15 protein-coding genes and 2 tRNA genes are annotated in these 21,004 nt (G+C 68.1%); 3 read left to right on the plus strand and 14 right to left on the minus strand.

Annotated elements, in window-relative coordinates; translation table 11 throughout:
- Positions 1–57: 57 nt before the first annotated feature.
- From QRN07_RS18955 to QRN07_RS18980, 6 genes are all read right to left on the minus strand, one after another.
- Entirely contained in the window at positions 58–732 is a 675-nt protein-coding gene (locus QRN07_RS18955) for a hypothetical protein (RefSeq protein WP_285241903.1), read from the minus strand.
- A gap of 16 nt (positions 733–748) precedes the next feature.
- Positions 749–1,465: a TetR/AcrR family transcriptional regulator gene (locus tag QRN07_RS18960; RefSeq protein WP_285241904.1), complete on the minus strand. Its 717-nt coding sequence runs from the start codon at positions 1,463–1,465 to the stop codon at positions 749–751.
- Entirely contained in the window at positions 1,462–3,498 is a 2,037-nt protein-coding gene (locus tag QRN07_RS18965) for a YhgE/Pip family protein (protein ID WP_285241905.1), read from the minus strand. The genes QRN07_RS18960 and QRN07_RS18965 overlap by 4 nt, the downstream gene beginning before the upstream one ends.
- Entirely contained in the window at positions 3,495–4,298 is an 804-nt protein-coding gene (locus tag QRN07_RS18970; RefSeq protein ID WP_285241906.1) for an ABC transporter ATP-binding protein, read from the minus strand. The genes QRN07_RS18965 and QRN07_RS18970 overlap by 4 nt, the downstream gene beginning before the upstream one ends.
- Before the next feature lie 77 nt (positions 4,299–4,375).
- The gene (locus tag QRN07_RS18975; protein WP_285241907.1) at positions 4,376–5,830 is read right to left on the minus strand and encodes a dihydrolipoyl dehydrogenase family protein; all 1,455 of its coding nucleotides are present in this window, start codon (positions 5,828–5,830) and stop codon (positions 4,376–4,378) included.
- A gap of 141 nt (positions 5,831–5,971) precedes the next feature.
- Positions 5,972–6,048 (minus strand) — tRNA-Arg (locus QRN07_RS18980).
- Between the two features lie 276 nt (positions 6,049–6,324).
- Here QRN07_RS18980 and QRN07_RS18985 point away from each other — a divergent pair.
- Positions 6,325–8,151: a phosphoenolpyruvate carboxykinase (GTP) gene (locus QRN07_RS18985; protein ID WP_050686110.1), complete on the plus strand. Its 1,827-nt coding sequence runs from the start codon at positions 6,325–6,327 to the stop codon at positions 8,149–8,151.
- 138 nt (positions 8,152–8,289) lie between these two features.
- Here QRN07_RS18985 and QRN07_RS18990 read toward each other — a convergent pair whose 3' ends face one another.
- The 4 genes from QRN07_RS18990 to QRN07_RS19005 all read right to left on the minus strand — a co-directional run bounded on the left by QRN07_RS18990 (position 8,290) and on the right by QRN07_RS19005 (position 11,989).
- Entirely contained in the window at positions 8,290–9,450 is a 1,161-nt protein-coding gene (locus QRN07_RS18990; protein WP_285241908.1) for a globin domain-containing protein, read from the minus strand.
- 151 nt (positions 9,451–9,601) lie between these two features.
- A complete protein-coding gene (locus QRN07_RS18995) occupies positions 9,602–10,051 on the minus strand; it encodes an RrF2 family transcriptional regulator (RefSeq protein WP_050686112.1) in 450 nt (149 codons plus the stop codon).
- A 12-nt stretch (positions 10,052–10,063) separates the two neighbouring features.
- The gene (locus QRN07_RS19000) at positions 10,064–10,567 is read right to left on the minus strand and encodes a hypothetical protein (protein ID WP_285241909.1); all 504 of its coding nucleotides are present in this window, start codon (positions 10,565–10,567) and stop codon (positions 10,064–10,066) included.
- 3 nt (positions 10,568–10,570) lie between these two features.
- Entirely contained in the window at positions 10,571–11,989 is a 1,419-nt protein-coding gene (locus QRN07_RS19005) for a phosphomannomutase/phosphoglucomutase (protein ID WP_285241910.1), read from the minus strand.
- A 152-nt stretch (positions 11,990–12,141) separates the two neighbouring features.
- Here QRN07_RS19005 and QRN07_RS19010 point away from each other — a divergent pair, with 152 nt between their 5' ends.
- Positions 12,142–14,367, plus strand: coding sequence for a RecQ family ATP-dependent DNA helicase (locus QRN07_RS19010; RefSeq protein WP_285241911.1), 2,226 nt, complete (start codon positions 12,142–12,144; stop codon positions 14,365–14,367).
- A 28-nt stretch (positions 14,368–14,395) separates the two neighbouring features.
- Here the strand turns inward: QRN07_RS19010 and QRN07_RS19015 are convergent, their stop codons facing one another.
- The 4 genes from QRN07_RS19015 to QRN07_RS19030 form a co-directional block, all read right to left on the minus strand.
- Complete coding sequence (locus QRN07_RS19015; RefSeq protein ID WP_050686118.1) at positions 14,396–15,844, minus strand: MFS transporter; 1,449 nt, start codon at positions 15,842–15,844, stop codon at positions 14,396–14,398.
- 167 nt (positions 15,845–16,011) lie between these two features.
- Positions 16,012–16,099, minus strand: a tRNA-Ser gene (locus QRN07_RS19020).
- A gap of 97 nt (positions 16,100–16,196) precedes the next feature.
- The gene (locus tag QRN07_RS19025; RefSeq protein ID WP_350224307.1) at positions 16,197–16,712 is read right to left on the minus strand and encodes a GNAT family N-acetyltransferase; all 516 of its coding nucleotides are present in this window, start codon (positions 16,710–16,712) and stop codon (positions 16,197–16,199) included.
- A 5-nt stretch (positions 16,713–16,717) separates the two neighbouring features.
- Positions 16,718–18,946 (minus strand): prolyl oligopeptidase family serine peptidase, encoded by a 2,229-nt coding sequence (locus QRN07_RS19030; RefSeq protein ID WP_285241912.1) that lies wholly within the window; start codon positions 18,944–18,946, stop codon positions 16,718–16,720.
- A gap of 74 nt (positions 18,947–19,020) precedes the next feature.
- Here QRN07_RS19030 and QRN07_RS19035 point away from each other — a divergent pair, with 74 nt between their 5' ends.
- Positions 19,021–20,958: an FAD/NAD(P)-binding protein gene (locus QRN07_RS19035; protein ID WP_285241913.1), complete on the plus strand. Its 1,938-nt coding sequence runs from the start codon at positions 19,021–19,023 to the stop codon at positions 20,956–20,958.
- Positions 20,959–21,004: the final 46 nt, after the last annotated feature.

Consider the following 21,004-nt stretch of genomic DNA (forward strand, 5'->3'; position numbering starts at 1 on the left):
GGCGTGTGTTGGGCTGCTGAGCGTTGGGCGGCGTTTGTTGGGCTGGTGTTCCGGCGCCTACTGCTGCGGCGTGCGTTGGGTTGCTGAGCGTTGGGCGGCTGTGCGTTGCGTTGATGTCCGCTGGGACGCAGTGCGCCCGGCGGCGGCAGCGCGGGCTGCGGCCGTGCGCCGGGCCTGGGCCGGTACGCCGGTACGTGCCCGGCCGGTGGCAGCCCCCCGCTGGGATTGTCTCCCTTGGGAGGTCCCGCGTGGCGTGCTGCGGGTCCGTGTGGTGCCGGTTTGGCCGGGGCGGGGTCGGCCGGCGCGGGTTTGGCCCGGCAGGCGCCGTCCGGAGGTTCCCTGCCTGGCCCGGCGGCCAGCCGGCCACGCTGCTCCAAGGAAGAGGATGACGAGTGTAGCCGCGGCAGCAGCCCCGGCCCCATAAAAGTAGTCGTCCGGATCGCCGGTGGGCAGCGGGGTCCCAATGAACGAGCGCTGGCCGGCAAAGGCGAGCTCCCAGGTACTCAGGAACGCCAGGCTGAAGCCAATGGCCAGGCTGAAACAGGCGCCCGCTGCCAAGAGGGCAACCCGCCGGCCGCGGACCAGGATCTCGCCAACGGCGGCCAAAAATGCCACTGTGAGGACCCCCAGGAACGCAAAGAACACGGGCAGCGCGAGTGTCATCCCGGTGAGGACCAGCAGGCCCAAGGCCACGATCCCCGTGACTACCGCGAACTTGCCGCTGTTCCCCATGTGGCGCATTGCTCCATCATCCCGCAGGCGCGGGCGCCTTCAGGACGTAGCCGCGCATGATGGCCATGATTGCTGCAACGCTTTGGTCACGGGTGCGCTCCGGGTTGTAGGTCTGCCGGTCCAGTCCCACCACAAAGCAGGCGCCGAAGATCGCCGTTTCCAGGCTGCCGCGCGAAACGGTCGCGTCCACGGGGTAGGTTTTGGCCACGTTCTCCACCGCAGCGCCGATCACCGCCAGTAGTTCACCGCGCAGCACAGCGAACGTTCCCTGCCATTCGCTGGGGATGCGCCAGTTTTCGCTCACCCACAGGCGGGCGAAGGAAGGGTAGTCGGACATAAAGTCCATGGCCGCACCGATCATCCATTCCATGGCAAGCAACGGATCCTGCGTGCCGGAGGTGTCGGGATCCTGCGTGCCGGCGGGATCCTGCGTGCCGGCGGTGCCGGGGTCCTGGGCGCCGGCGGGAACGGCGGGGGCAGGCCCCTCCAGCCGGGCCTTGAGGATGTCCACGCCGTGCCGCAACAGTTGGGCAATCAGCTCGGATTTGCTGCCGAAGTTGTAATAGACGGTGCCCTTGGAAACGCCCGAGGCCGCAGCGATCTCATCAACAGTCACACCGGCGGCCCCGCGCTCGCCGATCAGCTCCATGGAAGCGTCGAAGATTTTCTGCCGGGTGGCGCCGGTGCGTGCGGGCCGCAGGGCTTTGGCAGGCTCAGGGGTTCCGATGCTCATACGGCGATCTCCGGCTTGAGGCTTTTCAGCGTCCAGTATTTGTTTTTGCGTACTGCCAGGGTGGACAGGGCTGCCCCCAGGAGGGTGTAGCCCAGCAGCCCCAGCACGGTGGGGATGATCATGGACAGGTCGGCGCCGTAGATCAGGTGCCGCATGCCGGTGACCACATATCCCATGGGCAGGATTTCATGGACCACGTGGAGGGGCTGCGGCGTGGTCTGCCACGGGAACGTGCCGCCGGAGGACACCAGCTGCAGTACCAGCAGGATCAGCACCACCAGCTTGCCGGGGGAGCCCAGCAGGGCCACCACACCCTGGATGAGCGCGCTGAAGGCCATGGCGGCCGCCAGCAGGAAGAGCCACATCAGGAACGGGTGGGCCGGGTTCAGTCCCAGCGCCAGGTCCACCACCAGCGTCAGCAGGGTGGCCTGGACCACCGATACCGCCAGGAACGGCAGCCAGCCGCCCACCGCAATCTTCCACGACGGCGCGTTGGAGGCCAGCGCACGCTGGGTGATGGGCCGCATCGCCTGGACCAGCATAAAGATTCCGATCCACATGGCGAGGGTGAGGAAGAAGGGTGCCAGCCCCGCCCCGTACGAGCCTGCCTTCGCCTGCGAGACGTTGCTGACGGACACTGGATCGGCGATCACGCGGGAGAGGTTGCTCTTTTGTGTGTCGTCGGGGTTGGGTACCTGGCCCGCGCCCTTGCCGATTTCGTCTGCCAGGGTCCTGGACCCGTCCGCGGCTGTGCCGGCACCCGCGGCAAGCTGGGCGGCGCCGTCGTCGAGCTTTCCGGCTCCGGCCACCAGGGAACCTGTGCCGTCCACGGCGGTCTGTTCGCCGGTGGCCAGGGTGGCGGCGCCGGTGTGCAGCTGGTCCGCACCACCTGAAGCCTGCACAATGGCGTCCTTCAGGGCGGGGGTAGCGGCAGCCAGCTGGGATGCGCCGACGCTGACAGCTTCTGCGCCGTCCGCCAGCTGCTGGATCTGGGCGGCGTCGGTCTGCAGCTTCGTTTTGGCCGTAGTGACCGGGTTGGACGCGGCCACTGCGTCGAAGTCGGCAAGAATGCTGTCTGCCTGCTCCTGCGTGATCACGCCTGCGTCCATCAGCCGGGTGTTGGATGCCACCACCCGGTCCCGGAGGCCTTTGTCCGCGGCCTCCAGTTGTGCGGCAACGTCCTGGACCTTGGTGTTGAGCTGCGCGTTTCCAGCCGCGACCTGCGCCGCACCGTCCGCCAGCGTCTTTGAATCGGTGGGGAGCATGGACGTTTTGTCCCTAAGGAGGGACAGCCCGCTGCTTAGGGAGCCGGCACCCTCCGTCAGCTGGTTGGCACCGTCGCGGAGCTTCACCTGCCCCGCGTAGAGTTCGTTGGCTCCGCTGTTCAGGGCAGTTGTTCCATCATGCAGGGTAGCGGTTCCGTCCCGAAGGGTGGCTACACCATCGGCCAGTTGCCCCGCGCCGTCAGCGGCCTTGAGCATCTGGGTGTGGATGGTGCCAAAGCCCGTGAGCAGCTGGTTGGCAGTCTCTTCGCCCACCTCCGTGGCCACGGTGCTGTGCACCGCGGTGGTCAGCTTGTCCACGATGGTGCTCAGGAGGTAATTGTTGGCGTCGTTGGTGGTGACATTGAGCATGGCCTGGCTGGCGGAGTCGAAGCTGCCCGGCGAGACCAGGTTGGCGGAAAAGTCCTGCGGAATTTTCAGCGCAAAGGCGTAGTCGCCGTTGCTGACGCCCTGATCCGCCTCCTGCGTGCTTGCCACGGGGATCCAGTGGAAGACGTTGCCGTCCACCAGGCTGTCGGCCACTTTTTCGCCGGCCGCCAGGGTGCTGCCGTCGGCAGCGGTGGCGCCGGTATCCTCCACCACCAGGGCGGCGTCCAGGTGGTCCAGGTTGCCGTACGGATCCCAGTTGGCGTAGAGGTACACCGCGCCGTACAGCAGCGGGACCATTGTCAGGGCAAGAATGGTCAGCTTGGGCAGCAGCCCACCGGTCATGCGCTTGAGTTCGGAGCGGGCCAGCCGCAGCACTGTCACTTGGCAACCTCAGTTTCGGTTTCGGCTATGTGTCTGGCCGGCACTCTTGGCTCCGGCTCCGGCTGAGCAGGGGTGGGTTCCGCCGGCTGTGGCTCCACTGCGCCGGAGCGCACGGCCACGGAACCCGGCGTGGTGGGCTCTGGTACGGCAGTTTCCGGCCCGTCATTTTCCTGCCCGGGCACAGCGTTGCCGATTTCCGCGACAGCCCCCGACCACAACGCCGGGACGGCACTGACGGTGGCGACGACGGCGAGCTGCCGGCCGCCGTCGGCCGCCAACTGCATCAGCCGCGGCAGCCAGTCCTGGGGATCCGCGCTGTGCCGGTCCGGGGAATCCACCACCACAAGGTCCGTGTGCGGGTTCGCCAGGGCAAGCGCCGTCAACAGTTCGAGGCGCCGCTTTGGGCCCAGTTGCTCGGTCCAGAGGTCCGCGATGTCCTCGAAGCTGTGGACCTTGAGCCAGGGTTTGCTGAGCAGCGCCCCACGGTAGCGGCGGGGGATGAGTGCCAGGTCCTCGGTCACCAGGTCGCGGACACTGAGGTGCCGCTCGGGCTCGTTGACGTCCACCGCGTCCACCAGCGCACTGGCCTGCCGAAGCACTTTGATGCGCGGATTGGCGTCCCAGGTGATGGTTCCCCCGCCTGGCTTCATCCGGCCGCTGAGGGCAAGGGCCAGCGCGGTCCGCTGGTCCTGCCGGGCGCCGGTGACCAGAAGGAGCCCGCCGCGCCGCACCGAGAGTGAGGTGGCGGGGAGCAGCGGGTCCCGGCGTCCGGGGACGTGGAGCTGGTGTGCTGAGAGCAAGGAAGGCCTTTCAGGGGATACGTCTGTATCCAGCCTAACCGAACTGACTGGTCAGTTCAAATAGCTACGCCTCGTGCTTAGAGCCCGTATTTCTCCAGAAGCCGCAGCCACACCTCGCTGATGGTGGGGTAGGAGGGGACGGCGTGCCACAGCCGGTCCAGCGGAACCTCACCCACAATGGCGATCGTGGCCGCGTGCAAAAGCTCCGCCACGTCGGGTCCGGCGAAGGTGGCGCCCAGGAGCACCTTGCGGTCCTCGTCGATCACCAGCTGGGCCCATCCCTCATAGTGCTCGGAGTGCAGGGATGAGCCGGCCACCTCGATGGGCAACTCCACCGAGGAGGCGTTGCAGCCGTCCTTCCTCGCGGTGTCCAGGGTGCGCCCCACCATTGCCAGCTCAGGGTCGGTGAACACCACACTCGGCACGGCGTGCTGGTTGGCGGTCTGGGCGTACCGGCTCCAATCGGGGGCTGCGCCTTTGAGGGTTCCGTTGGCCCGGGCGCTGATGGCGTCCCCCGTGGCCCGGGCCCCGTATTTGCCCTGGTGGGTGAAGAGGTTCCTGCCGGCGGCATCGCCCACGGCATACAGCCACGGCTCGTCGCCAGGTGCGCCTGCCACCAGGCCGGTATTGTCTGTGGCCAGGTTGAAGCGGCCGTTGCTGTCCGGGCCCAGGCCAACACTTTCCAGGCCGAGGCCCTCGAGGGCCGGGTGCCGCCCGGTGGAGACCAGGACCTTATCCGCCGTTACGGTGGTGCCGTCGCCCAGCGCCAGGCTGAACGTCCCGTCGTCGTTCTCCTTAATGCTGTTGGTGGCGGTGTGCAGCCGGAGCTCCACGCCGTCTGCCCGCAGGCCTGCGGCCACAAGGTCGGCGGCTTCGGTGGGGAAGCTGCCCAGCAGGCTGCTCCTCGCTACAAGGGTTACGGCCGCGCCAAGGCGGGCAAAAGCCTGTGCCAGTTCGACGCCGGCAACGCCGCCACCCAGGACGGCCAGGGACGCCGGGATTTCGCTGGCAGATGTGGCCTCCCGGGTACCCCAGACCTGGAGGTCCTCCAACCCATCGATGGGAGGTATGGTGGGCATCGAGCCGCTGGCCAGGACCACGGCGTGGCGTGCCTGCAGCCGGTGCTGCACGCCGTCCAGACCGGCCACCTCCACCTGCCTGGGCGCTGTCAGCCATGCGTGGCCGCGCACCAGCTCAATCCCGGTGTCCTTGACCCAGTCAACCTGGCTGTCATCCTGCCAGTTGGACGTGAAATAGTCCCGCCGCTTCAGCACCGCGGCGGCATCGAGGAGTTTAGTCACCGATTCCTTGGCGCCGGGGGTGGTCTGCGCTCCATGCAGGGCGGTTCCCGGGCGGAGCAGCGCCTTGGAGGGCATGCAGGCCCAGTAGGAACACTCGCCGCCCACCAGTTCGGCTTCCACCAGCACCACGGAGAGCCCGCCCTGGACCACCCGGCCCGCCACATTCTCACCAACGGCGCCAGCGCCGATCACCACTACATCAAATTCGCGCTCAACGGCCTCGGGCATCATGGGAAAAGCCTACGCCGGGCAACGTGTGAAGAAGCGCGTGGCGGACCCGGGGCCGGCGGTACGGCGGATGCGGGGTCTGGTCGGAAAACCAGCACCGACACACAAAAAAGGTCCGCACCGGCGAACCGGTGCGGACCTTTTTGGTGCGCCCAAAGGGATTCGAACCCCTGACCTTCTGTTCCGTAGACAGACGCTCTATCCAGCTGAGCTATGGGCGCATTCCGTGTCCCAGGAGAAGAACCGCACTCCCTGAACCTCGAATTACTTTACGCGAGGGTTGGCCGTGTGCCAAATCGAAACGCCTGTAATCTGCACAACTAGACCGGTCTACGTGACCTTAGTCACTTAAGCCGCGCTTTCGGGCGAAATTTTCCGCGTATTTCCGCGGTTTTCCCATTCCGGGTCCCGGCGACCCCTGAAAAGACCCCAAAAACACGAGTGGTCCGGACCATAGCATTTAGCACACACCGATGAACCCCAGGAAGGGATCCGATATGAGCGATCTGGCGCACAAGCCGCTGCTTGAGAATGCACCCACCACCCATGCCGGCCTGCTGGCTTGGGTTGAAGAGGTTGCCGAGCTCACGCAGCCGGACCGTATCTACTGGGTGGACGGCTCTGAAGCTGAAAACACCCGCCTCACCGATGAGCTCGTGGCAGCCGGAACGCTGACCCGGCTGAACCAGGACACCTTCCCGAACTCCTTCGCGGCGTTCTCCGACCCGGCAGACGTTGCCCGGGTCGAGGAGCAGACCTTCATCTGCTCGGAAAACAAGCGGGACGCAGGCTTCACCAATAACTGGATGGAACCGGCCAGCATGAAGGAGAAGCTGCGCGCCTTGTTCGCCGGCTCCATGCGCGGCCGCACCATGTACGTCATCCCGTTTGTGATGGGCCACCTTGACGCCGAGGACCCCAAGTTCGGCGTGGAAATCACCGACAGCGCCTACGTTGTCGCCTCGATGCGGATCATGGCCCGGATCGGCACGGACGTCCTGGACCGGATCACCGAGACCAACGCGTTCTACGTCCCCGCCCTGCATTCGCTGGGTGCCCCGCTGGAAGCCGGCCAGGCGGATGTGCCTTGGCCCTGCAACCCGGATAAGTGGATTGTGCACTTCCCGGAAGAGCGGTCCATCTGGTCCTTCGGCTCGGGCTACGGCGGAAACGCCCTGCTGGGCAAAAAGTGCTACGCCCTGCGGATCGCGTCCGTGATGGCCCGCGACGAAGGCTGGCTGGCCGAGCACATGCTCATCCTCAAGCTCACCTCGCCGGAACAGAAGACGTACTACGTCTCCGCTGCCTTCCCGTCCGCCTGCGGCAAGACCAACCTCGCGCTGCTCGACCCCACCATCGATGGCTGGAAGGTCGAAACCCTGGGTGACGACATCACCTGGATGCGTTTTGGCAAGGAAGGCGAGCTGCGCGCCGTCAACCCCGAGGCAGGCCTCTTCGGCGTGGCTCCGGGGACCGGCTGGGGCACCAACCCCAACGCCATGCGCGCCATCGCCAAGGGCAACAGCATCTTCACCAACGTGGCGCTGACCGACGACGGCGGCGTGTGGTGGGAGGGCATGACGGAGGAAGTGCCGGCGCACCTCACCGACTGGCAGGGCAACTCCTGGACGCCTGATTCCGACGCCCCGGCCGCGCACCCGAACTCCCGTTTCTGCACCCCGATCGACCAGATCGACATGCTTGCCGAGGAGTACAACAGCCCCGACGGCGTGGAGCTTTCCGCGATCCTCTTCGGCGGCCGCCGCAAGACCACCATCCCCCTGGTGACCGAGGCCCGCAGCTGGTCCAACGGCATCTTCATGGGTTCCACCCTGTCCTCGGAAACCACTGCCGCGGCAGCCGGCGCGGTGGGTGTGGTCCGCCGCGACCCCATGGCCATGCTGCCCTTCATCGGCTACGACGCCGGCGACTACCTGAACCACTGGGTCAACCTGTCCGCCAAGGGCAACCCGGAGCGCCTGCCCAGGATCTTCCTGGTCAACTGGTTCCGCCGGAACGCCGAGGGTGGTTTCGCCTGGCCCGGCTTCGGCGACAACGCCCGGGTCCTCAAGTGGGCCATCGAGCGCCTTGAAGGCAAGGCTGACGCCGTGGAGACCCCCATCGGGTTTGTGCCCACCGGCGACGCGATCGACCTCAAGGGCCTGGACATGACCCCGGCGGAGGTCGAGGACGCCGTCCGCGTGGATCCCGCCGAATGGGCCACCGAGCTCGCATCGATCGAGGAGTGGTACGCCAACTTCGGCGGCTCGCTCCCGGACGCACTCCAGTCGGAACTCGCCGGGCTGAAGGAACGCCTCGGCTGATTCTTACGCGTACGACGGCGGCCCCGCACCTTTTTCCGAAAAAGGTGCGGGGTCGCCGTCGTTATGCTGCCGCGGTGCCGCCGAATTTGGCAGTGGACAGTGGACGCTGGACAGCGGCAGGCGCGGGGTCGGTGCAGCTCAGCCTGCCTGCCAGATGTCGGGACCAAACACCTCGTAGTGGATCGAGGTGGCGGGGATGCCGGCGTCGATGGCCTCGCTGCGGATGCTGCGCATAAAAGGCAGGGGGCCGCAGAGGTAGAGGGCGGCGCCGGCCGGCAGGTCCACTTCCCGCAGGGACATAAAGCCCTGGTTGGATCCGGCTGCGGGCTCCTCCAGCCACAGCTGCAGTTCCGCGCCGTCCAGCCGCGCGACGTCATGCGTCATCTGACTGCGCAGCGCCCAGCTGTCCATTGTGCTTTCTGCGTGCAGCACCAGGACCTGCCGCTCCGAACCGGCCGCCGCGAGCGAGCGCAGGATGGAGGCTGTGGGGGTGCAGCCGATACCGGCCGAGGCCAGGATTACGGGGCCGGTACCGTCTTTGAGCGTGATTCCGCCGTAGGGATTGGAGATCTCCAGGATGTCGCCAACCTGGACGTCCCGGTGCAGGACGGGGGAGACCTCGCCACTGTCGTCGAGTTTGGCGGTGAAGCTGCGGCCGGTGCCGGCGTCCCCCGACAAGGAGTACTGGCGGACCTGGCGGATCCCGTCCGGCAGCGCGACCTTGACGCTGATGTATTGGCCGGGCAGCGCTGCAGTGACGGGGGTGTCGTCGGCAGGTTCCAGTGTGAAGGTCAGGGCGCCGCTGCCGGCGGGGGTTTTGGCGGTGACGGTCCAGGGCATCCACATGCGGCTGTTGGCCTGGCTGGCGTACAGTCCCTTTTCGAGTTTGATCAGGGCGTCCGCCATCAGCCAGTAGACCTCGGTCCACGCTGCGGTGATGTTGGGGGTGATGACTGCGGCGAGGTCCTCGGCGATGGCGGCGAACAGGTGCTGGTACACCACCTGGTACTGCGGTTCGCTGATGCCAAGCGACGCGTGGCGGTGGGCGATGCGCGCCAGGACAGCCTCGGGCAGAGTTCCTGGATTGTCCACCAAATGGGTTGCAAATGCGGCGATGCTGCCGGCCAGGGCCTGCTGCTGGGTGCCGGAGCGCTGATTGGACCGGCTGAACAGGCCGTCCAGCAGTTCCGGGTGGGCGGTGAACAGCCGGTCGTAGAAGTTGGTGGTGATGGCACCGATCCGTGAGCCAACCAGCGGGAGGGTGGCTTCGATGACGGGGCGTGATTTGTCCGACAGCATGGGAACTCCTGAAGTAGGGACCGGGGCCTTCGTTCGGCCGATAATACTTGCATTGGAAATGCAAGTATTTATGCCCCATTTCTACACTGCGTAGAAATTTGGGTCAAATCCCTCGTGGGTGGGCAGCTGGGTGCGGGCAAAACCGGTCGGGTCAGAGCCCGGGGCGCAGGCCAATCAGTTGGAAGACCGGCGCCATCTGGCCGCTTCCGGGCAGTTCCGCCACCACGACGGTGTCGAGCTCCCGGTAGAAGGCCTCGCGGGCCCTGGCCAGCGCGGCCCGCAGCTTGCAGTCGTTGATCAGCGGGCACGGTCCGCCGGGGGCCACGCAGTCCGCAGGATCGGTCCGCGTATCAAGCTCCCGGAGGACCCGGCCAACAGTGACCCGGCGGCCGGCAGGGTTCAGCCGGGAACCGCCTGAGCGGCCACGCTCCACATCGATCAGGCCAAGGGCCCGCAGCCTGGCCATTGCCTTGCTCACGTGGTTATACGGCGTCCCCACCGCATCGGCGATGTTTTGGGTGGTGAGCAGGGTCCCGTCCGGGACTGCGGCGAGCACCAGCAGTGCCCGCAGGCTGACATCCGCGAACGCGTTGATCTTCACGGCAGCTCTGGTCTAGTCCACCCAGATAACGGGCTCGTTAGTGTCTGCCGCGAGTTCCCCGAACTCCCACGTGTGGGTGGCCTGGTTGGCCGCGTACGGCAGCGCGGCGGCGAACACTGCGCCGTCCCGGTGCTCGGTGGCCACGGAGATGGCGTCCGAGTCCTCCTCGAGCAGCATGATGTCGCAGACCACTGCCGCCGCCCGGAAATCGTCCCGGTTCTGGCGCAGCAGGGCGTGCAGGTCGCTGATCATGGCGTCGGCGTCGAAATCCGCGTCCTCCCCTGCCGGGGAGTCAGCGGGGGAGACCGCCACCAGGCGCACCTCGCCGTCGTTCTGCACGGTCAAGGCGAAGGGCAGGAAACCGCCGTTGCGCTCCAGCTGTTCCTGGGCTGCACTGACGCCGGTCCCCAGGAGGTTTTCCAGGTCCGTGGCCGTGGCCTCGGGCACCGAATCGCGCCATGGGAGGTCCCCGTCAGTGGTCTGGTCCGCGGCGGCAACGCCGTTCTCTTCCGCCAAGGGTCAGGCCCGCACGATCGACAGGACCCGGTCGCGGACGCGTTCCATGGTGGCGCGGTCCGTGGCCTCTGCGTTGAGCCGCAGGAAAGGTTCGGTGTTGGAGGGGCGGAGGTTGAACCAGTAGCTGCCGTCGTTGGCCGTGAACGTGCTGCCGTCCATGGTGTCGATGGTGATGTCCTCGGCGGCGAAGTCCTGCCGGACGCGGTCCACAGCGCCGGCCTTGTCCTCGATTTCGGAGTTGATCTCGCCTGAGCTGACGTACGGTTCATATTCGCGGCCCAGGTCGGAGAGCGCGCCGTCCTGCTCGCCGAGCGCGGCGAGGACGTGCATGGCGGCCAGCATGCCGGTGTCCGCGTTCCAGAAGTCCCGGAAGTAGAAGTGGGCTGAGTGCTCGCCGCCGAACACCGCGCCTTCCTCAGCCATAACGGCCTTGATGAAGGAATGGCCGACACGCGTGCGGACGGCGCGGCCGCCGTCGTGCGCCACCAGTTCCGGAACCGCGCGGGAGGTGAGGAGGTTGTGGATGATCGTGGGGGTGCTTTCGCCCTGGGCCTTCGCGCGGGCAATCTCGCGGCGCGCCACCATACCGGTGATGGCCGACGGCGACACCGGCTCGCCTTTTTCGTCAATCACAAAGCACCGGTCGGCGTCGCCGTCGAAGGCGAGGCCGATATCGGCACCGTGCGCCACCACCGCTGCCTGCAGGTCGCGGAGGTTTTCCGGCTCCAGCGGGTTGGCCGGGTGGTTGGGGAAGGACCCGTCCAGCTCGAAGTAGAGCGGAACGATGTCGAAGGGAAGCTTGGGCAGCAACGTGTCGCCGAGGACGGCGGGGGTGGTCAGGCCGGCCATGCCGTTGCCTGCGTCCACCACGATCTTGAGCGGGCGGGAACCGGTGAGGTCCACCAACGTGCGCAGGTACTCGGCGTAATCCTTGAGGACGTCACGGACGCCGATCAGGCCACGGGTTTCCGCTGCGGGGATGCTGCCGGTGTTGAGGTACTGCTCGGCGAGGGCCTGGATGTCCTTGAGCCCGGTTTCGGAGGAAATGGGCACGGCCCCGGCCTTGGACATCTTGATGCCGTTGTAGCCGGCGGGGTTGTGGCTGGCGGTGAACGTGGCGCCCGCCCGGTTGAGGAACCCGCAGGCAAAGTACAGCTCATCGGTGGAGATCAGGTCCAGCAGCTCAACGTTGGCGCCGCGGGTGGCTGCGCCGTCGGCGAAGGCCTTACTGAACTCGGGGGATGAGGGCCGCATGTCCCCGCCCACCAGGATGGTCTGGCCCTCAAGTTCCAGAATGTCCACAAAGGCGGCCCCCACGGCTTCGACAATTTCGGCGGTGATGGACTCGCCCACAATGCCACGGACGTCGTAGGCCTTGAAGGATGCTGAAAGATCAAAAGTCTTTGTCTGTTCGCTAGTCACGGGCTTTATCTTACGTGGGCCGGTGAAGCGGCTGTTCAGGTGCGGGCGCGGCGGCATTTTGTGACGGCGCCGGGGCACGGCCCCCGGCCCGGTTGTCCACAAACGGGACTCCGGTTGGGTGGGGTGTCGGTGCCGGCTGGGATACTGAATCAATGGTCGATAACCAGAACGCCACCGCAATGTCCCCTTCCACAGAAACCGGAACCGCCCCCACCGGCACCCTGGTGGCCGGTGATGCCCCGGCTCCCGGCGGCACCCGCGGGCAGGCGCTGGAAGTCCTGCGTGGCCTGGTGGGCCACCCTGACGCCGCGTTCCACGACGGCCAGTTTGAAGCCATCGAGGCACTGGTCGACGGCGGCCGGCGGGCCCTGGTGGTCCAGCGCACCGGCTGGGGCAAATCGGCGGTCTACTTTGTGGCATCCCTGCTGCTTCGCCGGCGCGGCGCGGGGCCAACCCTGATCGTTTCGCCGCTGCTGGCCCTGATGCGGGACCAGGTGGCCGCCGCGGCGCGGGCCGGAGTCCGGGCGGTGGCCATCAACTCCGCAAACCAGCTGGAATGGGATGCGGTGCGCCAACAGCTGGCAAATGATGAGGTGGACGTCCTGCTGGTGTCCCCGGAACGGCTTACCAACCCGGCGTTCCGCGAAACCCAGCTGCCGGAGCTCATCCGGCGGACCGGGCTCCTGGTCATTGACGAGGCCCACTGCATTTCCGACTGGGGCCACGATTTCCGGCCGGACTACCGTCGCATTGCGGATCTGATCACGCAGTTGCCGGACACCGTCCCCGTGCTGGCCACCACGGCCACCGCCAACTCACGTGTGGTCCATGACATCGAGGAGCAGCTCGGCGCAGGTGTCCTGACCATCCGCGGCGCCCTGGGCCGTGACTCGCTGCGGCTGGGCGTCCTCCGGCTGCCGGACTCCCGGCAGCGTCTGGGCTGGCTGCTCACGCACCTGGCGGAGCTCCCCGGCAGCGGCATCATCTATACCCTCACGGTGTCCGCGGCGGAGGACACCGCCCGGCTGCTGGCGGAGGCAGGCCACGAGGTCCTTGCCTACACCGGCCGCACCGATCCGGCGGACCGCGAACGTGCCGAGCAGCTCCTGAAGGACAACCAGGTCAAGGCCCTCGTGGCCACGTCCGCGCTGGGCATGGGCTTCGACAAGCCGGACCTCGGCTTTGTGGTGCACCTCGGGGCGCCGTCCTCTCCGGTTGCCTACTACCAGCAGGTGGGCCGCGCCGGCCGTGGCGCCGCCAACGCGGACGTCCTGCTGCTCCCTGGCTCGGAGGACCGTGACATCTGGCAGTACTTCGCCACCGCCTCCATGCCGTCAGAGGAAAAGGCTGCGGCAGTGCTCACCGCCCTGGCCGAAGCCGGATCCGCCTTGTCCACGGTGGCGCTCGAAGCGCGTGTGGACCTTCGCCGGACCCCGCTGGAGCTGCTCCTGAAGGTACTGTCCGTGGACGGCGCAGTGGAGCGCGTTGGCGGCGGCTGGCGCTCCACCGGCCAGCCCTGGAGCTACGATGCCGAGCGGTACGAGCGCATTGCCGAAGCCCGGGTGGACGAGCAGGACTCCATGGTGATCTACCAGGACACCGCCGGGTGCCGGATGGAGTACATAACCTCCGTCCTGGACGACGAAACGGCCCACCCCTGCGGCCGCTGCGACAACTGCGCCGGGCAATGGTTCCAGGCCGATGTGGCTGCCGATGCCACGGCAGCCGCGGGCCAGACCCTCAGCCGGGCGGGCGGCCCGCTGGAAGCCAGGCTGCAGTGGCCCAGCGGCATGGACCGGCTGGGCGTCCCGGTGAAGGGGAAGCTTAAAGCGGGGGAGGGCCTGTCGGAAGGACGGGTCCTGGCGCGGCTGACGGACCTGGGGTGGGGCGGGGCCCTGCGGGGGATCTTCGCTTCAGGGGACCAGGACCAGCCCGTGGAGCCGGGCATGCTGCAGGCCTGCGTGCAGGTCCTGCGCGAATGGGGCACCGGGGACGGCCGCAGCGCCGGCTGGAGCGGCGCCGGGAGGCCGGCCGCCATCATCAGCATCCCGTCGCGGAGCAAGCCCCAGCTGGTGGGCTCGCTGGCACGGGGCATCTCCGAGATTGGCCGCATCCCCTACCTGGGGGAGCTGCAGCTGGCCCACGGCGGACCCACCGGCGCCCGCGGCGGCAACAGCGCCTACCGCCTGGCCGGCGTCTGGGACAGGCTGGTGGTGGGCCCCGAACTGGAAGAAGCCCTGACCGGGGTGCAAGGCCAGAGCGTGATGCTCATCGATGACCTCGTGGACAGCCGCTGGACGGTGACCGTGGCCGGCCGTGCCCTCCTGCAGGCCGGGGCGGGAGCCGTGCTGCCGCTGGTGCTGGCGCAGGCCGGCTGACGGGCAGGGCGCGCGGGGAGGTCCGGGTTCAGGCAGGTCCGGCTGCGTTTGCTGCGTTGCCGGGCCGGCTGACTTCCGCGCCGGCGTGCCGCGATAAAAAGAGGCTGTCCACGGTGCTGGCCAGCATCAGGACAGCCATGGCCAGGAACGCGCCGCGGAACGGGGCCGCCTGGTCCTGCCCAAAAACGGCCACCCCGTCGAAAAGCCGGATCAACAGGGCCGCCACGGCGATGCCGGCCCCGGCGGCGAGCTGCACCAGGGTGGCCGACACCGTGTTTGCCGAGGTCAGCATGGCGGGGACGATGTCCGCGTACTGCACCGACGCGTAAGCGGAGAACCCGATGGACCGGAAAACGCCGCTAAGGACCAACAGGGCGAAGATCAGGGCGCCGGGTGTATCCGGGGTCAGCGCGGCGCACAAGGCGAAGGTCACCGCTGATGACAGGGAAGCAAACACCAGCATCGCCTTGAACCCGAAGCGCCGGATCAGCGGCGTGGTGGCCGGCTTGATGCCAATATTGCCGATGAAGACCGCCGCCACCATGATGCCTGCCTGCAACGGCGACCAGCCGAAGCCCGACTGGAACATCAGCGGCAGCAGGAACGGGACCGAGCTGATGGTCAACCGATAAATGAAACCGCCCGTGGCCATGGCCCGGAACGTGCGGGTCCGGAACACCTCCAGGTTGAACAGCGGGTTCCGGGCGCGGCGCATCCACAGCACCGCTCCCAGCAGGGACACCGCCCCTGCCGCCGCCGACAGGGCAGCCCACGGCGTCTCCGGGTGACCGCTGGCGAGCTCAAGGCCCACCACCAGGGCGCCAACACCCATGGTGGTGAGTGCGAGGCCGGGCCAGTCGAGCCGCCGCCCGGGATCGCCCGCGGAAACGGGAACCAGGCGCAGCGCCGCCACAAACGCGGCCAGGCCCAGGGGCAGATTGATCAGGAAGATCCAGTGCCAGGAAAGATACGTGGTCAGCGCACCGCCCACCAGCGGGGCCAGCACGGGGGCGAGCAATCCGGGCCAGACAAGGAAAGCCGTGGCCCGCAGCAGCTCCGACTTGGGCGTGCCGCGGAGCACCACCAGCGTGCCCACCGGCACCATCATGGCCCCGCCCGCGCCCTGGATGATCCGGCTGATGGTCAGGGCCGTCAGGTCCTGGCTCAGCGAGCAGGCCAGTGAAGCCACCGTAAACACGGCCAGGGCCAGGCAAAACACCCGACGGGCGCCGAAACGTTCCGCCAGCCAGCCGCTGATGGGAATCCCCACGGCCACGGTCAACAGGTACGCCGTCATGGTGATGTTCACGTCCGCCGCGGGGACGTCGAAGTCAGCGGAGATGTTGGGGATGGCGGTGGTGAGGATGGTTCCGTCGAGGAACTCCATAAAAAACGCCGCCGCCACCAGGAGGGCAAGGCGCGGGTTCCAGGCCGGCCCGGTACCCGGTTCCGCGGCGGCCTGCTTGCTTGTTGACATCGTTTTATCCTGCCACCGGGCCCGCCGGCGCCGGTGGTGCTGTCCGTCCTGCGGACCGGCAGGCCGGACAAACGCCCGGCCCTGCCGGCTGCCTGGGTGTTCAGAAGCCCCGGGTACGCAAAAGGCCAGGTACGCAAAAGGCCCCGGTCAAGGACCGGGGCCGAACGCGGAGACGGGGGGATTTGAACCCCCGGTGGAGTTGTGCCCCACACTTCATTAGCAGTGAAGCCCATTCGGCCGCTCTGGCACGTCTCCAATTGCTATTCCTAGCCCACCAAGAATACGCAGATGTGGCCATGCAGTGCAAAACGGCAGGCGCCCTGTCCGCAGCAGGCTTCCCGGGCTCGCGGTTTCAGCCGGAAATCCCGGCCTGCCCGGGCCGGACCATCCTCATTTCGGCAAGGTTTTCCCACTCCGGAACCAGGTCCGCAGCGCCATCGGCCCTAAAGCCGAAGTGCCGGTAGAAGCCGATGGCGCGGGTGTTTTCCGAGGCCACCCAAAGGCTTGCGGCATCGGTGCCAAGCGCTGCCCGCAGCAGTCGGCCACCAAGACCCAGGCCGTGGTGCGAGGCCAGCAGGTACAGCCCCCACAGTTCACGGTCCGCCGCTGGCGGTTCCACGCCTGCGGTGCTTGGCACGGGCCGGACGCCGGCGAACCCCACTGCCGTGCCGCCGTCGTACGCTGCCCATAGGCTTCCTGCCGGCGGATCCGCCAGCAGCTGCGTCCACAACGGCAGCCGGCCTGCCGGTTCCAGTGCCGCCAGGAACCCGTCCGACAGGATGCCGTGGTAGGCCTCCTGCCAGCAGCGGACGTGCACCTCGGCAAGCCGCCCGGCGTCCGCCGCCGTGGGCGGCCTTATGGACAGCACGGGGCTCACCCGGCCCCGCCGGCAAGGGCCTTCCACAGGAAGTGCTGGCTTCGGGCCTGCAGCGCTGCTGCCTGCCGGTTGTCGGAGGCGCCGGCGTGGCCGCCCTCGAGCGCTTCGTGGAACCACACGTTGGGGATGCCCATGGCCAGCATCCGGGCAGCCATCTTTCGGGCCTGCACGGGACCCACCCTGTCATCCGAGGTGGCGGTCCAGATGAACGTTTCGGGGTATTCCACGCCGTCCTTGAGCAGGTGGTAGGGCGAGAAGGTCCGGATGTACTCCCACTGGTCCGCTACGTCCGGATCGCCGTATTCGGCGATCCACGAGTGCCCGGCGGACAGTTTGGTGTACCGGCGCATGTCCAGCAGCGGCACCCCGCAGGAGACCGCGCCGAAAAGTTCGGGGTACGAGGTGAGCATGTTGCCCACCAGCAGGCCGCCGTTGGACCCGCCCACACACCCCAACCGCTCCCTTGAGGTCACGCCGCGGGAGATCAGGTCCCGGGCCACGGCCGCGAAGTCCTGGTACGCCTTGTGCCGGTTTTCCTTCAGGGCGGCCCGGTGCCAGGACGGCCCGTATTCGCCGCCGCCGCGGATGTTGGCCACCACGTAGACGCCGCCGCGCGAGTGCGTTCCGCCGCCGTCAACCCCGGCCGCGCCGGTGGTGCGGCGCTCCAGCCAGGCCCGGCCCACGGTACCGCTGTAGGCCGGGGTCCGGGACACCTCGAAGCCGCCGTAGCCGGAAAGCTGCGTGGGGTTCTGGCCGTCCAGGGCCAGGCCGCGCGCGGCGATCTGGAAGTAGGGGACCCGGGTGCCGTCCTCGGAGACCGCAAAATGCTGCTGGACCTCGTAGCCGCCGTCGGCAAAGTACGACGGCGACGACTTCACTTCGGCGTGCCGGCTCAGGACCGCGGGGGCGCCGGAGTCCTGGCCGCCGGCGTCCGTGCGCTCCAGTGAGCCCCGGAACAGGGTGCTGGGTGTGGTGAAGCCCGTGGCGATGAGCCAGAAATCGTCGCCCGCGCCGCCACCGTCCGTGGTGTCCTCATCGTCCACCGCGTAGGCGTTCACGTCGTGCAGCGGCGGGCAGGCATCCAGGATCGTGGAGGTCCAGGCGGCGTCCGGGCTGCCCGATGGTGTGGCGGGGTCCAGGACCCGGATCTCGGCGGAGACGTCCTTGAGCAGGTTCAGCAGCAGGAAGTTCCGGGTCCAGCTCCAGGACTGCAATGACGTGGCGGCGTCAGGGGCGAACAGCACCGAGATGTTCCGGCCGCCTGCGAGGTAGTCCTCGAACTTCGTGGCCAGCAGCGAGCCGGCAGGATACGTGGTGCCGGCCAGGGTCCAGTCCTGCTGGGGACGGAACAGCAGCCACTCCCGGTGAACCCTCAGGTTGACGTCCGTGGGCACGTCGACCGCCACCCAGCCGCCGTCCCGCAGCACCAGGTTGGTCTGGTTGTAGAAATCGATGTAGTCAATGGCGAAGGTCCGCTCGAAGCCGGGGGTGGAGTCGTGGGCCACCACCGCCACCATGTGGTCCGCCGGCACTTCGAAGAGCAGCGGCGCGTCAGCCAGGGCCGTACCGCGTTTGAGGGTGACGGCCGTCCGGGCGTACGAGGAGGCGGTCATGGGCAGACCTTCGGCCGTGGAGGCCACCAGCAGGGTGTCGGCGTCGAGCCAGGACACGTTGCCCTTGGCTGTGGGGAGGTCGAAGCCGCCGTCGGCCGGGTCCACAAACCCGCGGGACTGGACATCGTATTCGCGGTACCGGTTGGCGTCCCCGCCGTCGGGGGAGAGGGCCAGCAGCGCCAGGCGGTGCGGTTCCCCGGGTGCGGGCCGCAGGAACGTGGCACCGTGGAAGACCCACTCCACGCCTTCCCTGGCGGCCAGGGCGTCCACGTCCAGGAGGACGTCCCACTCGGGCGTATCCGTGCAGTAGCTCTCCCACGTGGTCCGGCGCCACAGGCCCTTGGGGTTGTCCTGGTCCTTCCAGAAGTTGTAGTACCAGTCCCCGCGCTTGCCCACCATGGCGATCCGGTCCGTGGCGTCCAGCACCTCCAGGATGCTGCTTTCCAGGGCTGCGTACTCCGCGTCCTCCAGGAGGTCCTCCGTCCGGGAATTCTGCTCCCGGACCCAGGCCAGCTGTTCTTCGCCGTAGATCTCCTCCAGCCAGACGTTTTCGTCGGTAGGCTCCGGCGCCGCACCCGTGGCGGACGATGAATCAGCTGCTGTGGTGGTCATGCGCCCCATCCAAACAACATCTTCCGCCTGCGGGCAAGTCAAGCGTTCAGCCCTTAGCGGATACGCTGGATGCCGTGGAAACAACGCAGAGCATCCGGACCGTCATCATCGGTGCCGGTCCCCGCGGCACCAGTGTGCTGGAGCGCCTGCTCGCCCACACCGCAGCCCGTCCCGCCGCAACGGCCGGTCCGCGGCTCCACATCGACGTGGTTGACCCCTACCCGGCCGGGCCCGGCCATGTCTGGCAGCCGCACCAGTCCCGGCTGTTCCTGATGAACACCCAGTCGTTTTATCCGACGCTGATTCCCGAGGACCCCGAACTCCCGGTTCCGGTGGCCGGCACCACCTTCGACCAATGGCGGATCCGTCAGCAGGAGCACCCGGCGTCCTCCCTTTCAGCAGCTGAACGGGCCGAACTGGCGGGTCTTGGTTCCACCGGCTTCCCCAGCCGCGCCCTCTACGGCCGGTACCTGCGCAGCACCCTCGAGCAGCTGGTGGACCACGCGCCGCAGGATGTCACCCTTGAGTTCCACGAAACCAGCGCCTTGTCGGTCCACCGCCGCGACGACGGGATGTTCGACGTCGGCCTGGCCGCCGGGGCCGTGCTGACGGCAGGGTCCGTGGTGCTGGCGCTGGGGCACATCCCGTCACGCCTGAACCCGGAGCAGCGGGAACTGCAGGCCGCTGCGCAGCAGCTTGGCCTGCGCTACCTGCCGCCCGCGGTCCCCGCCGACGTCGACTGGGACAGTGTCCCCGCCGGCGAACCCGTCCTGGTCCGCGGGATGGGCCTGAACTTCTTCGACACCATCGGCCAGCTCACCGAAGGCCGCGGCGGCACGTTCCTCAGCAACGGCGGCCGGCTGGAGTATCAGCCCTCCGGCCAGGAACCCCTCATCATTGCCGCGTCCCGCCGCGGAACCCCGTACCGGGCCAAGGCGGCGCTGGAAGGCTACTACCCGGCGTCGGTATCCCTCCGCTACTTCACCGAAGAGGCCCTGGGCCGGCTCCGGAAGGCAGGGATCAGGCCCGGTTTCGACTTCGACCTGTGGCCGCTCCTGCACCGGGACACGCTGTGGGCCTACTACGCCACGCTGGTGCGCTCGCAGCCCGGCGCGGTCCCGGACGCTGACGCTTTCCTGGCTGCCCTGGATGAGGCGCTGCACCCGCACGCCCACACGGCCGCGAACTGGGAAGACACCGTGGAGAGTGTGCTGGCCGTGCATGTGGGACCGCGGCACCGCCTGGACCTTCGTGGGCTGGCTGCGCCCCTGGCCGGCCGGACGTTCGCGTCCCGGGCGGAGCAGGACGCCGCAGTGGTGGAATACCTGCTGGATGACGCCCGCCGGTCCGGCCTGGGCGAGGACGATCCCGTCAAGATGGCCATCGGTGCCCTGCACCACGGCCGGGCGCTCCTCAAAACCGCAGTGGCCGACGGCGGCATCACCGACGAATCGTGGGTGGCCGGCCTGCGCGGCTGGTTCGAAAACTTCGTGGAGGGCCTGGCCAGCGGCCCGCCCGCCCTCCGCTCCGAGCAGCTCGCAGCCCTGGCCACCGCCGGGGTGGTCAGCTTTGCCGGACCCGACCCCAAGTTCGGCGTGGACCGCAAGAGCCGGACGTTCACCGTCACCTCGCCCTGGGTGCACGATGCGCCGGTGGCAGCCCGGACCATGGTGGAGGCCCTGGCGCCGGGCAACCGGGTGTCCGCGAATGACTCGCCGCTGCTGGAACAACTCCTGGCGGACGGCCTGGTCCGGCCCCGGCTGATGATGACTGCCGAGGGCGCCCCCATCCAGTCAACAGGCCTGGACGTGGCGCCGCACCCGTACCGGCCGCTTGCCGCGAACGGGTCGGTCACCGAGGGCCTCTACGTGCTGGGCCTGCAGCTCTCATCGGCCCAGTGGGGTACCGCCATCGCCGCTGAAGCGGCCCAGCCCGGCAGCCCCGCTTACCGCAGCGCCCAGCGGACCCTCAGGGACGCCGACGAAATCGCCGCCGCCATCCTGGCCGCCTGACCCCCGCCCCGGTTAACGCACAACGCCCGCCCACGGATGTGGGCGG

Origin of the sequence: Pseudarthrobacter sp. MEB009, from assembly GCF_030208875.1 — a bacterium.
GTDB lineage: Bacteria > Actinomycetota > Actinomycetes > Actinomycetales > Micrococcaceae > Arthrobacter.